The sequence below is a fragment of the Streptomyces sp. NPDC107454 genome, from assembly GCF_055582885.1.
In genome coordinates, this window is record NZ_JBVJPA010000046.1 from 1 (window position 1) to 12,862 (window position 12,862).

At 67.7% G+C, this 12,862-nt stretch carries 14 protein-coding genes and 1 pseudogene; 6 read left to right on the plus strand and 9 right to left on the minus strand.

The window, feature by feature from the left end; genetic code table 11:
• Positions 1–526: 526 nt before the first annotated feature.
• The 5 genes from ACZ69M_RS50690 to ACZ69M_RS50710 form a co-directional block, all read right to left on the minus strand.
• Entirely contained in the window at positions 527–1,210 is a 684-nt protein-coding gene (locus ACZ69M_RS50690) for a response regulator transcription factor (protein ID WP_470060476.1), read from the minus strand.
• Positions 1,207–2,430, minus strand: a complete 1,224-nt coding sequence (locus tag ACZ69M_RS50695) for a sensor histidine kinase (protein WP_470060477.1) — start codon at positions 2,428–2,430, stop codon at positions 1,207–1,209. The genes ACZ69M_RS50690 and ACZ69M_RS50695 overlap by 4 nt, the downstream gene beginning before the upstream one ends.
• Positions 2,431–2,480: 50 nt before the next feature.
• Complete coding sequence (locus ACZ69M_RS50700) at positions 2,481–4,700, minus strand: MMPL family transporter (RefSeq protein WP_470060478.1); 2,220 nt, start codon at positions 4,698–4,700, stop codon at positions 2,481–2,483.
• Positions 4,701–4,905: 205 nt separating this feature from the next.
• Positions 4,906–5,376, minus strand: a complete 471-nt coding sequence (locus ACZ69M_RS50705) for a FadR/GntR family transcriptional regulator (protein WP_470060479.1) — start codon at positions 5,374–5,376, stop codon at positions 4,906–4,908.
• The gene (locus tag ACZ69M_RS50710) at positions 5,271–6,170 is read right to left on the minus strand and encodes a LysR family transcriptional regulator (protein WP_470060480.1); all 900 of its coding nucleotides are present in this window, start codon (positions 6,168–6,170) and stop codon (positions 5,271–5,273) included. The genes ACZ69M_RS50705 and ACZ69M_RS50710 overlap by 106 nt, the downstream gene beginning before the upstream one ends.
• A gap of 133 nt (positions 6,171–6,303) precedes the next feature.
• Between ACZ69M_RS50710 and ACZ69M_RS50715 the strand changes: the two genes are divergently transcribed.
• Positions 6,304–7,185, plus strand: a complete 882-nt coding sequence (locus ACZ69M_RS50715) for an NAD-dependent epimerase/dehydratase family protein (RefSeq protein ID WP_470060481.1) — start codon at positions 6,304–6,306, stop codon at positions 7,183–7,185.
• A gap of 49 nt (positions 7,186–7,234) precedes the next feature.
• Complete coding sequence (locus ACZ69M_RS50720) at positions 7,235–7,666, plus strand: VOC family protein (protein WP_470060482.1); 432 nt, start codon at positions 7,235–7,237, stop codon at positions 7,664–7,666.
• An 86-nt stretch (positions 7,667–7,752) separates the two neighbouring features.
• Here ACZ69M_RS50720 and ACZ69M_RS50725 read toward each other — a convergent pair whose 3' ends face one another.
• The 4 genes and pseudogenes from ACZ69M_RS50725 to ACZ69M_RS50740 all read right to left on the minus strand — a co-directional run bounded on the left by ACZ69M_RS50725 (position 7,753) and on the right by ACZ69M_RS50740 (position 10,756).
• On the minus strand, positions 7,753–7,953 hold the full coding sequence (locus ACZ69M_RS50725) for a hypothetical protein (RefSeq protein ID WP_470060483.1): 201 nt from the start codon (positions 7,951–7,953) through the stop codon (positions 7,753–7,755).
• Between the two features lie 388 nt (positions 7,954–8,341).
• Positions 8,342–8,635: pseudogene (locus ACZ69M_RS50730) on the minus strand (IS3 family transposase); the annotation flags it as partial.
• 198 nt (positions 8,636–8,833) lie between these two features.
• Entirely contained in the window at positions 8,834–9,631 is a 798-nt protein-coding gene (locus ACZ69M_RS50735) for an SDR family NAD(P)-dependent oxidoreductase (RefSeq protein WP_470060484.1), read from the minus strand.
• A 417-nt stretch (positions 9,632–10,048) separates the two neighbouring features.
• Positions 10,049–10,756, minus strand: a complete 708-nt coding sequence (locus ACZ69M_RS50740) for a hypothetical protein (protein WP_470060485.1) — start codon at positions 10,754–10,756, stop codon at positions 10,049–10,051.
• A gap of 455 nt (positions 10,757–11,211) precedes the next feature.
• On the opposite strand from ACZ69M_RS50740, the gene ACZ69M_RS50745 reads away from it, so the two are divergent.
• The 4 genes from ACZ69M_RS50745 to ACZ69M_RS50760 all read left to right on the plus strand — a co-directional run.
• Positions 11,212–11,502: a hypothetical protein gene (locus ACZ69M_RS50745; protein WP_470060489.1), complete on the plus strand. Its 291-nt coding sequence runs from the start codon at positions 11,212–11,214 to the stop codon at positions 11,500–11,502.
• Between the two features lie 231 nt (positions 11,503–11,733).
• On the plus strand, positions 11,734–12,174 hold the full coding sequence (locus ACZ69M_RS50750) for a transposase family protein (RefSeq protein ID WP_470060486.1): 441 nt from the start codon (positions 11,734–11,736) through the stop codon (positions 12,172–12,174).
• A complete protein-coding gene (locus ACZ69M_RS50755; protein WP_470060487.1) occupies positions 12,171–12,617 on the plus strand; it encodes an ISAs1 family transposase in 447 nt (148 codons plus the stop codon). The genes ACZ69M_RS50750 and ACZ69M_RS50755 overlap by 4 nt, the downstream gene beginning before the upstream one ends.
• Positions 12,618–12,623: 6 nt before the next feature.
• On the plus strand, positions 12,624–12,862 hold a 239-nt coding region (locus tag ACZ69M_RS50760), incomplete at its 3' end, for a transposase (protein ID WP_470060488.1).

The window sequence follows — 12,862 nt, forward strand, 5'->3', positions numbered from 1 at the left end:
GCGTCTTGGCGGAAGACGCTGATGGCGAGGTTGCGCAGGGAGGCCATGGCGCGGGCAGGGCGAGTTATGCGCATGACACATAGGCCCTTCGAAGTATGGGGGGTTGGGGATATGTTGCGCGATCAGGCTGTGTGGTTCCGGAGGATTCTGAGGGACTTTGGCGAACTCCCGATAACAGGGAGACGTCTAGCCACACGCGGCGACGAGACAGCCTGGCCGCCAAGGCACACTGCACCCGGACGAGATACGGTCGGCAGCAAGAGAGACGTACACGGAACCATGGCTGGCGAACTCCTGCACCACGGCGGTGGTGCAGGAGCGGTGGCGGTGCGAGCCGTGTGGGAACCCGACGTGTTGGCTCCAGACCCCCGTGGAGGGTCTGAGCCTGTGGCAGATGGATGCCACCTCGGCGACACGGAGTCCGTCAACGCATTGACATACGCGGAAAGCGTCACATCTTCCCAGACGGAACGATGGCCCCTACCAGTAGTGCCGACATCCAGTACCGCCTTGTGTCGTGCGTCGATCACTGCCCGGCAGAAGGATGTGGCTTCACCAGGCCGCTCTGGTAAGCGATCACGACGAGTTGGGCGCGGTCTCGGACATCGAGTTTGGCCATGGCTCGTTGAATGTGGCTGCGCACGGTGAGGGGGCTCACGACGAGTTGGCCTGCGATCTCCGCATTGGACTTGCCGTGTGCGGCGAGGGCCATGACTTCGCGTTCACGGTCGGTCAGGGTCTTGAGGGCTTCGGGGAGCACGAGGAAGTCGTCGGTGTCCGGGGCGGCCAGGAAGCGGGTGATGAGGGTGCGGGTGGCCACCGGGGACAGGAGGGCGTCGCCAGACGCGACGGTACGGATGCTCGACAGGAGGACGTCGGGGCTGACGCCCTTGCCGAGGAAGCCGCTGGCGCCGGCGCGCAGGGCTTTGGCGACGTTCCTGTCGTTCTCGAAGGTGGTGAGGACGAGGATGTGAGTGTCCGTCAGTTCCGGGCGGGAGCAGATGGCGGCGGTGGCAGACACTCCGTCGACGTTCGGCATGCGTATGTCCATGATGACCACGTCGGGGCGGTGGCTTGCTGCGAGGTCGATGGCTTCCTGTCCGTCGGCGGCCTCCGCAACCACGGTGAGGTCCTCGGCCGAGTCGATGAGGATGCGGAAGGTCGCTCGGAGCAGGGCTTGGTCGTCGGCGAGCAGGACACGGATGGTCATGGGGCGGGGCTCTCTTCGTGGCAGTCGAGCGGGAACGTGCAGGTGACCTCGAAGCCGCCGTGCGAGCGGGGGCCGGCGTGGAAGGTGCCGCCTGCCGCTGTGGCGCGGTCGCGCATGCTGAGCAGTCCGAAGCCCTGTCCGGGGCCCGAGGTGGCCGTCGTGATCCGGGGGGTGGTGTCGTTCGTGATGGTCAGGGACAGGCCCCGGGGGGTGTACGAGACCCGCACCTGTGCCGTACGAGTGGCGGCGTGCTTTGTGACGTTGGTGAGTGATTCCTGGATGATCCGATAGGCCGTCAGGTCGAGTACGGGCGCGAGTCGGCGCGGCTGTCCCTCGACAGCGACCTTGACCTCGAGCCCGGCGGCGGCACAGGTATCGACGAGGGCGGGCAGTTGGCCCAGTCCCGGTGCGGGGGCAAGGTCGTCGGCGGGGTCGGTGTCCTGGCGCAGCAGTCCGACTGTCGCCTTGAGCTCCCGCAGGGCCGCGGCCGTGGTCTCGGGCAGCTTCGCGATGATCTCGAGGGCCTGGGCCGGATGGGTGCGGGCGAGATGGGCCGCGGTGCCGACCTGCGCATCGGCCAGGGTCAGGTGGTGGGCGACGACATCGTGGAGTTCCCGTGCGATGCGCATGCGTTCCTGGACCACCCTGCGGCGGCCTTCCTCCTCGCTCTGCCGCTCGGCGTTCTCGGCGCGGGCCGCCGCGTACTCGCGCCGCAGTTGAAGGTAGCTGCCGAGAGCCGCGCACAGCAGAATCCAGGCTGCCGGGTTGATGACGGAGAGTACGAAGGAATTGTGCATCGTGGTGAGAAACAGACCGGTGACGACCATGCCGGCGGCGACCGTGAGAGCGCTTCGCCAAGCGGTGCGCCGCGGAGAGTACAGGCTCGTCACGTACTGCGCGACCAGGAGGGGGCCCATGAGCATGGGGGTCTGGAGGTAGCCGAGTGATCCCTCGGCCATGGTGCACAGCGTGGTCACCGCGAGGGCGGGGATGGGGCGGCTGCGTCGCCAGTGCAGCGCGGCGCAGGCGACGGCCGACAGCGCGATGCCAGGCCATATCGGCGGCGGCTCGGGCATCACCGCGCGGGTGATGATGACACCGGTGACGGCATAGGCGAACAGCAGGACGAGGGTGGTGGCCTCGACGGCCCTGGGGTGGGCCGCTGCTCGACGCTGCCAGCTCGTGTTCATCACACTCCGAGAAAATTCGAACGTAGACATGATCTCACCCCGCAGGCCGGGATGCCGCGGTCTGCGGGGTGAGGCCGGTGTCAGGTACGGGCCGGTTCCCGCGGCGTGGGCTCGATACCAGCGGGCCCGTCGGCGTGCTCCGGTGATACTGCGGTGAGCGCGGCTCCCTCGACGTCCACCCGGGGCAGCAGCCGGTCCAGCCAGCGCGGCAGCCACCAGGCCTTGTCGCCGAGCAGCGCCAGCACCGCGGGCACGAGCGCCATGCGGACCACAAAGGCGTCCAGCAACACGGCGACGGCCAGCCCGAAACCGATGGTCTTGATCATCGACTCGCCGGAGCCGACGAACGCCGAGAAGACCGCGATCATGATCACTGCCGCAGCGACGACCACACGGGCGCTGTGCCGGAAGCCGGCGACGACCGCCCGAGGGGCACGATCCCCGTGGACGTACGCCTCCCGCATCCGGGCCACGAGGAACACCTCGTAGTCCATCGCCAGACCGAAGACGATGCCCACCAGGAAGATCGGCATCAGGCTCATGATCGGCCCGGTCTGCTCCACACCCAGCAGGGACGCACCCCAGCCCCACTGGAAGACGGCCACGACCGCGCCGAGCGCGGCCAGCACCGACAGCAGGAACCCGAAGGCGGCCTTCACCGGTACGAGCACGGATCGGAATACCACCAGCAGCAGAACGAGGGCGAGGCCGATGATGACCGCCAGGTACGGTACGAGGGCGCTCTGAAGTGCCTGCGCGACGTCGATGTTCATCGCCGTGCTGCCAGTGACCTCGAAGCTCGCGCCCGTCTGCCGCTCGAGATCAGGGCGTTCTGCGCGAATGGTTTTGACGATGTTCTTGGTGCTCTCGGTGTTCGGGCCCGTGGAGGGTACGGCCGAGACGAGTGCGGTGTCGCCGGCCTGGTTGAAGCGCGCGGGAGTGACTGACACGACTCCAGAGGTAGCGCCGATCTCCTTGGCTATCTCGTCCGCTGCGGCCTTCGGTTCCGCCGCGCCCTTGGCGTCGATCACGATCGTCAGGGGGCCGTTGAAGCCTGCGCCGAAGCCGTGCGCGAGGTCGTCGTAGGCGCGTCGTTCCGTGGTGGAGGCGGGCTTGGACTCGTCCCCGGGCATGCCCATCTCCAGGTGTGTGGCGGGCAGTGCCAGGGCACCCAGTCCCGCGACGCAGGCCAGCAGCACGGCAACCGGGCGGCGGAGCACGAAGCGCGCCCACCGGGAGCCGAGATTGTCAGCCGTCCTAGCCGCGCGGCCGCGCCTTCGCACAGACCGGGAGAGGACGGCGTTCGGCCACATGCCGAGCAGGGCCGGGACCAGGGTGAGGGCGACCAGGACGGCGACGGCCACCGCGCCTGCCGCACACAGGCCCATCTTGGTCAGCATTGGCACGTTGACCACCGCGAGTCCGGCCAGCGCGATGACCACCGTCAGGCCGGCGAAGACGACGGCGGAGCCTGCCGTGCCGACGGCGAGACCGGCCGCCTCGCGTGGAGCGTGACCGTTGCCACGTTCCTCGCGGTAACGGGAGACGACGAACAGGGCGTAGTCGATGCCGACTGCCAGGCCGACCATCGTGGCCAGCGTCCCGGTGGTCAGGGACAAGCCGAAGACACTGCCGAGGGCCATGATCGCGGCCATGCTGACGCTGACGCCGATGATGGCCGTGAGCAGGGGGAGGCCGGCGGCCGCGAGGGAGCCGAAAGTGATCAGCAGGACGACAGCGGCGAGAGCGACGCCGATGACATCCGTCGAGCCGCCCGCCGCTGGCTGCGTTGCGAGGGCGGTGCCTCCGACCTCGACCGTGAGGCCGGAGTCGCGGACCTGATCGATGGCTTGCCGCAGGGCGGCCTTGTCGGTCTTGGTGAGGTCCGCGGCCTTCACCTTGAAGTTCACGGTGGCGTAGGCGGTGGAACCGTCCTTGCTCACCGCACCCGCCGTGAACGGGTTCACCGCGTTGGCCACCTGCGGCTCGTGGGCAGCCTCCGAAACCAGCGTATCGATGGCGGCCCGGTTGTCAGTCGCGGTCACCTTCTCTCCGTGGGGCGCGACGAAGACGATCCGTGCGTTGGCGCTGTTGGCGTCCGAGCCGGGGAATCGCTGGCCGATCAGGTCGAAGGCCTTCTGGGCCTCGATACCGGGCATGAACGACGTGCCGTCGTCGGAGGAGGCCGGAGCCTTGGCGGCGCCGACTCCCACGGCGCCGAGGATCACGGCCCACAACAACGTTACGAGCCAGCGCCGCCGGAAGGCGGTCCGGCCCAATCGATAGAGCAGAGTAGCCACGGAAACGGATCTCCAGGTCTGGGGTCGGGGACTTGACCAGCCTGGCCGCAGGAGGGGGCCCGAGGCATCGTGCCTCTGCTCGCAATACCGCTTGGTGACAGAGCACGAGCAGACTCTTTCGCCTCCTCCTCAGGGAGGACGACCGCGTACTGCGTAGCGATGAGACTCGACGTTGACGTGGCATGCCGACACGTCCGCGGCTGTTCTATACCTGGCAGCAGACGAGGAACTCACGCACCGCCCCGCTGCGACCGCGAGGCCCAGGTCGGTCCTCGCGGTCGCTCTGCCAGTCGAGCAGCTTGACCCGGCCGACCGTGTCGATGTGCGTGTGCATGGCGCGCGCCGCCTCCTCGGGGTCGCCGACGCGGATCGCCTCGGCGACCTGGCGGTACTGTGCGAGGGAGCGGGCCGGGCGGCCCGGCTGGCGCAGCGACTCGGTGCGGCTTTCAGCGATGGAGAGGGAGATCTCCGCCATGAAGTCGGAGAGCAGCGTGCTGTGCGCGGCCGCCGTGACCGCCGGCCGACGCCGAGGTCTGTACGCGGAGTTGGCCGATACCACAGACAGGGCTATCAGTAGACATCGCGGCGCACAATATGGTGTTCGACCAGTTCGGCGAAGGCGCGTGCTGCCCGTGTCGGTGTCGCATTGCTGTTGCGGGCCAATGCGAGAGTCCACGTCTCTGCTGGGGGGTCGAGAGCGACGGGTACCACATGTGCGTCGGCCTCGCTGGCGAGCGGCGGCACCAGGGCGAGGCCAAGCCCCGACTCGACGTACCCGGGAACGGTACTGAGTTCGGGTACCTCGACGGCGATGGTGCGGGTGATTCCGGCACGCCGGAAATCGTTGTCGGACCGCGTTCGGTTGCAGAACCCCTGGGGGAGGTCGATGAATGCCTCGGTGGCGACTTCGGCCGGGGTCACCTTCTCGCGGTCGGCCAGCGGGTGGTCCGTCGCGACCAGGAGTCGAGGCTGGAACGTGGCGATGGGGTCGAGGTGGATTCCCGGGATGTTCGAAGTCTGCACACCGACGAAGGCGATATCGAGAGTCTGCGACTCCAGCTCCTGCAGAAGCCCCACCGTGCCCTCGGCGTCGATTCTGAGGTTGACTCGGACACCGGGGTGGCGTTGGCGGAAGTCATGGATCAGGCCGGGCAGATCCACCGAGGTCAGCCCCGAGAGCGCACCGATGCGCAGGTTGCCGGTAAGACCGCTCCGCAGGCTGTCCACTGCCGAGCGGGCCTCGGCGAGCGCATGGAGGGCGCGGCGTGCCTCCGGCAGCAGCGCCTCGCCGGCTTCCGTGAGGGCGACCCGTGTTGTGCTGCGGTCGAACAGGGCCATTCCAAGGCTCGTCTCCAAGGTGCGGATGCTGGCCGAAACCGTGGATTGGACCGCGTGAGTGCGCTGTGCGGCCTTGGTGAAGTTGAGTTCCTCCGCGACGGCGACGAAGAACTCCAGCTGCCGGTACTCCATGCCCTGATGGTACTCCAGTTATAGCCGGGGGCGATAAGTGGGATCGATAGTATTCGTTTCCGTCGAACGGTCTCGTGGAGGCAGGCTGGATCACGGAACAGATCGACCAGGAAACTTCTGAGGAGCAAGATCCATGAACGTCCTTCTCGTCGGCGCGACCGGCTACATCGGCTCGGGTGTCCTCTCGGCCCTCCTTTCCTCCGGCCACACCGTCGCGGCCCTCGTGCGCAGCGAGGACAGCGCCAGGGCGGTGAGCCGAGAGGGTGTCCAGCCCGTCGTCGCTGACATGCGCGACCGCGAGACGGTGCGCCGCCTCGCCTCCGAGGCCGATGCCGTGATCACCACCGCTTCCCCGGGCGACGAGAGCAGCGCGGCCGCCGACATCGACTTCTCCGAGGCGGCCATCGAGGGTCTGCGCGAGGGCGGCGCCTTCATTCACACCAGCGGTATCTGGGTGTACGGCAACAGTGACGAGATCACCGAGGAGTCGCCGTTCGACGCCCCCGCCATCGTGGCCTGGCACCCCGAGGCCGACGCCCGTTTCCTCGCCGCCCCCGGTGTCCGATCCATGCTCATCGAGCCCGCCATTGTGTACGGCTACGGCAAGGGCATTCCCAACGTCGTCACCGCCGCTGAGCAGACCGGCGACGCACCGGCCCTCCAACTGGTGGGCCCGGGCACGCAGCACTGGACCACGGTCCACGTCGACGACCTCGCCGAGCTGTACGTGGCCGTCCTCGAACGTGGCGAGGCCGGCAACCGCTACGTGGGGGCCAGCGGTGTCAACCCGACCGTGCGCGAGCTGGGCGAGGCGGCCAGCCGCCGTCGCGGCCTCGAAGGCCGTGTCGTGCCCGAGGACAACACCGCGACGATCGAGCGGCTTGGCGCCTTCGGTGAGGCGCTTCTACTCGACCAGCGGGCCTCCGGAAACAAGGCGCGCGAAGTCCTGGGCTGGAAGCCCTCGCGGCCGTCACTCGTCGACGAGATCGCAGGCGGCCGCTACGACCAGTCTTGACAGACGTGCCGGTCACATTTCCTTGCATCCCTACCAGGAAGGTAGCGTCATGACAGTTCTCGACTCGCCGATCCCGCGGTTCCACCTGGCCATGCCGGTCGACGACTTGGATGCCGCCCGCCAGTTCTACGGTGACGTACTGGGACTGGAGGAGGGTCGCAGCGCGGACACTTGGGTGGACTGGAACCTGCACGGGCACCAGTTGGTCACCCATCTCGCCGCGGAGCGCGTGCGGCGGATACACAATCCGGTCGACGGCCACGACGTGCCGGTGCCGCACTTCGGGCTGATCCTTACCATTGCCGATTTCCAGAAGCTTGCCGAGCGTTTGCGCACGGCGGGCATAGATCTCGTCATCGAGCCCTATGTCCGCTTCGAGGGCCAGACGGGTGAGCAGTGGACGATGTTCTTCCTCGATCCAGCAGGCAACGCCCTGGAGTTCAAGGCGTTTGCAGACGACTCGCAGGTCTTCGCCGCCTGACCGGGCGAGTCCACGGATGCGGGCCGATGTGGATGCCGCGCCAAGCTGGGGCGGCCATGCGGTCGGCACGACCGGCCCCAGCGGTTTCACCGCGGCGATGGTGTCGCGCGCAGGTCGGCGGGGGTCGGCGTGATGGTCGTGCACACCCCGCGCGACAGCCCGGCCAGCAGCAGCCGGTCCTTCACCCGCCGCCGCGAGAGCGAGGGCAGGCGACAAACCGTGTTGAGGATGCGCCGCCCGGCCCGGGGCCGGGCGGCGCATCCGACTCGCCCAGCAGCGACCGGCACGGGCGCACCCTGTTGTAGCGCAGGGCCAGCTTCCCCCGCATCGCCGCCTCGGCCGACCCGTCGTCCTGGGGCGCCAGAGCCTCGGCAGTCGCGACCGCGCCGGCCATCTCTGACCCAGCCCGACACAGTCAGGCAGGGGCGAGGCACCAATCAGAGTCCGCTCAGCCACGGACAGAGCGTATGCCGTGGTTCGCACGACTGCCTTGTTTCCCAGTTTCCCAGTCCTGATCGGCTGACGCTGTGTGAGCTGCCCCGAGTTTCGTAGCGGCCGGCTTGTGTGGTTTCAGGCGGCGTTCGTGGTCGCCTGAGAACGGCGGTGCTGGACCTCGAATTCCTCAGGCGGGAGGTAGTCGAGAGCGGAGTGGAGTCGCTCGGTGTTGTACTAGCCGATCCATTGGACGACGGCATGTTCGACTTGGTCAGCGTCCCGCCAGGGGCCTTGGCGCTCGATCAGCTCGGCTTGAACGAGCCATTGAGGGCCTCGGCCATGGCATTGATGCCCCTATAGATGTCAAGCAGCGTAGCTGTCCGCGACAGAACCGGCGGACGTGTTCGCGCCGGCCTCCAGCAACCGCTGACCGTAGCGAATGGACACGTATGGCGAGCCGCGGTCACTGTGATGAATCAGCCCCGAGCCCTTCTTGATTCCACGCCGCCAGAGGGCCATCTCCAGGGCATCCAGAGGGAGATCCGTGCGCATGTGCGTGACCGCCACCTGCCGAGATTCGCTTCGCGGCAGCATCGCGGAAAACATAACAGGGGCAGAAGAGCGGGGCCTGTCGTTGAGCCGGGGATCGAGCCGTCTCCGCGCTGACAGGGGCCCGACCGTCCTAAGCTGGTCGGGCCCCGCTGCCGTCGTAACGGCACGTGGAACGGAAGATCACATGGGATTGATCAGCCTGGACGTGGTGTATCCGCCGTCAACTGTGATCGTCTGGCCGGTGATGAACGATGCCGTCGGCGAGAGCAGGAAAGTGGTGAGACCGGCGACTTCGTCCGCGGTGCCGGTCCGTCCGAGCGGAACATCGCTGTGATACGCATCCAGCAATGAGCTGTCCTGGTAGGCGTACTCGGTGGCGTCGGTACGCGTGAGCCCCGGGCGCACCCCGTTGACCCGCACGTTCGCCGCACCCAGTTCGGCGGCCAGCGACCGTGTCGCCGCGTCGACGGCCCCCTTGCTCGCCGCGTACAAGGTCGTCCCGGGCTGGCCAACGGACGCCATCGCGGACGAGATGTTCACGATGCTCCCGCCCTTCGTCATCGCTGCTGCCGCCTGCCCGGCGAGCATCAGCGGAGCGCGGACGTCGAGGGCGAGGATCGCGTCGTACTCCGCCTCGGTGATGGTCGCCGCCATGCCGAAGTGGGCGGAACCCGCGTTGTTGACGAGCCCGTCGAGGCGGCCGAACCGCTCCATCACCGCGCGGACGATGGCCTCGGCTGACCCAGCCTGGGTCAGGTCGGCGTCGTACACGAACGGGGTTCCCGGCAGATGACCGGCATGGCGCTCCAGCGCGCCGCGATCCCGGCCGACGAGCACCACATCAGCGCCGGCGTGCGCCGCATCCGTGCTGATGGCCGCGCCAAGACCGCGGCCACCGCCGGTGACGATCACCACCATCCCGTCCAGCGGTCGCGCTGTCGGCAGAAGTGTCGTGCGCGTAATCTCGAGCGAAGTCATTGTATTCCTTGTTGTCTGCAGGCAGGTGGGGCAGGCGCAGAAGCAGGGAGATGGGCGCCTGGCGGAAGTCTTTTGGGGAGCCTCGTGCAACGCACTCCCAGATCGGCGGGCGCGGGCAACAGGCACCAAAACCCGTCGTCCGAAGATGCCCGGGCGGGCCTTGAGACGAGGGGGGGAACGGGAAGCTGTGTCTGCTTCCGGGCTAGCCACAGACGCACGACCCGGATGATGCCCAGATGCAAGAGAACGGCTGTCAGCAGCCAGACCCGCCGGGGGAGCCACGATCGACACCGGCATTGGTCAACCTCCGTTGGAAGAATCCTTACGGAGGTTTCGAGCCTCGGACCGCCCGCTGCGTGCAGAGCGACCAACATCGCCGTGGTGACGACCGCGATGAGAGTAACAGACGATGCTCGATCATCGACGCCCTCCTCGGCCGGGGCAGCGCGGCTGCGCCCTCCTCGGAGTCCGGGCCGAACCACCGCTGCGGTCAGCACCGTTGATCAGCGTCACCAACCGCGGCTTCGGGCCTCGGCGCCGGGAGCCCTTACCGTGCCGGACATTGAGCTTGCCGAACCGGCCCAGCTCCCACCGGACATCGTCCAGGTCGAGCATCCGCGCTTCGTTGATCCCCAGACCCACGTCCACCGTCAGGCGGGCCACCGCGTAATTACGGGCTGTCGGGCCGAACTTGCGGCAGGTCACCAGTTCCTCACGCCACCCCGCGAACAGCTCCTCGATCTCTGCTTCGCTGGGTGGGATCCGCAGCTGCGGTTCCACCGAGGCCCGCGGCCGGTTCATCTTGTCGAGCGTGCACTCGACCACACGGCCGGTGAGGTTATGCAGCTCGACGTTGTGTCGCAGCTCAAGGAACTGGAAGTACACCGCCAGCGCACCGGCCCGGCCGGTCCGCGTCGACGGCTTGGCGTCGCGAATCACCTTGCCGAAATAGACGTCGGCGTCGGCCGGCTCCATCTCCCACAACGGACGGTCGAACCAGTCCCGGACCAGCTGGTGGTTGGTGTCGTTGCGGATCGTGCTGTCGACCAGACCGGCTGAGGCCCGCGCGAGTACGAACCCCGCCAGCACATCGGTCTCGAACTCGGCGAGATCCTCCTCGCTCACCGGCGCCCGGTACTCGCGCAGATCGCGTACTACGGCCAGAGCCAACCCACGCCTCCACAACTTCACCCAGGCTGAAGGAACTCCGACAGGGATGTCGGCTGCGCACTCTGGACGAGGTTGGGTCGGAACGGCCCGCGGTCACCAGGGCTCGCCTCCGAATAACATGCGTGTCTACTTCCCGGTAGTGCTGAACTCGGTGTCTGCTCGTTGCGACATCACCACAGGTCAGCCGCTCCTAGCACACGTCGCAGGCGTAGAACCGGAATCGACGTGTTATTGATCTGCGAGCCCTAGCGGGGGATCGACCGCGGTGGGCCCGTGCACGGGCTCCGCGTACCGCTTCGGCGCACGGTTTCCGCCTGTTCGGGGGTGGGGCTCGGCCGCCATGGCTCCGGGCTGTTGATTGACGCATATGAAGCGAGGTCGAAGGTCAGAAACTTGACCACGCGGAGGTGGTGAGCTTCCTCCGCCTGCTGTTCCCGGCCGGTGTCGACACGACGTGGCAGGCGGTCGGCAACCTCATGCATGCGGTGCTCGATCACCCGGAGGTGCACGAGCGCCTCCTCGGGAACGAGGAGGACAGGGCGTGGGCGGCCGAGGAGACGCTCCGCTGGCAGTCGCCCGTGGCGGCCGACAGGCGCCAGGCCCTCCATGACGTGGTCGTCGCGGGGGTCGAGATACCACTGTCGCCGATCCGCTGCTTGGCGAGCTGCCTTCCGCCAGCGTCGACCAGGGCGACATCGTGATGCGCCTCTGCCCAGTCCACCCCGCAGAACACCGGCGCTGGTAAGTCTGTGATCGCCATTGTGCTGTCCCTTGTACTGACAGGGGAATTGCGTGATGAGGATTGGTCCGGTTTCGCCTGTCGGGCGGGGTGACGTGCCGTCATGTCCGCTGTGTGACAAGGAACCCGAGTAGTGCGGGCACGGGGCTGGTGATCATGTGGTTGTCGAGACGCATGAGAACCGAGCGAGACCGTGCCTGCCCGAACGTCATCGCCCATCACTTCCGCACTGGAGCAACTGGGCTCCCGGAGTGATCCGCTCACCCCAAGCGATGTCGTTGACCTGCGATGTTTCCTGATCCTGGTCACCGATCCCCGCGATGCGCGAGGACTGCGCTATCCGGCCCTCGCGTTGCTGTGCGCAGCCGTCTCGGCCGTGCTGACCGGAGCGCGGTCGCTGATCGCGATCGGTGAGTGGATCACGGATGCCCCACAGCATGTGCTGGGTGTCCTCGGCTTCGCCGTCGACCCGCTTACCGGTCTGCGGCCGGTGCCGCACGCGGCAACCGTGCGCCGCCTGCTGCAGCGCGTGGACAGTGACCGCGCTGGACCCGGCGATCAGCGCGTATCTACAGGCCAGATCGCTGCCCCCCGGTCAAGCCTGAGGCGCAGAAGGCGTCAGTGCGACGGGTGATCGCAGTCGACGGCAAAGTGGTCCGCGGATCGCGAACCCGGGCGGCCGCGGCGATCCAGCTGCTGGCGGCGATGGATCACCGCGGCGTGGTCCTGGCCCAGCGGCAGGTCGCCTCCAAGAGCAACGAAATCCCCGCCTTCGCACCGTTGCTGGACGGCCTCGGGCTGGAGAACACGGTGGTGACCGTCGACGCCCTGCACACCCAGCACGGCCACGGCGCCTGTCTGACCAGTCGCGGCGCGCACTACGTGGCCGTCGTGAAGAAGAACCATCCGGGCCTGTACGCCCAGGTCAGGAAGCTGCTCTGGCGGGACATCCCGCTCGGGCACCGCACGCGCGACCACGCCCACCACCACGACGAGATCCGCCGGCTCAAGGTCGCCGCGTTCAGCCACCTCGACTACCCCGGCGCCCGCCAGGCGATCCAAGTCGTCCGGTGGTGACGCGACTTGAGCACCGGGAAGCTGACCATCGAGCGCGTCTACCTGATCACGAGCCTGAGCGTCTTCGACGCCACTTGCAGCGAGCTCGCCACCTGGATCAGAGGCCACTTGAGTATCGAGAACCTCCTGCACCACGTGCGGGACCGCACGTTCCGCGAGGACGACTCCAAGGTCCGCACCGGCAACCTGCCCCGCGCCATGGCCTCCCTGCGCAACCTCGCCATCAGCGTCTTCCGCCAAGACGG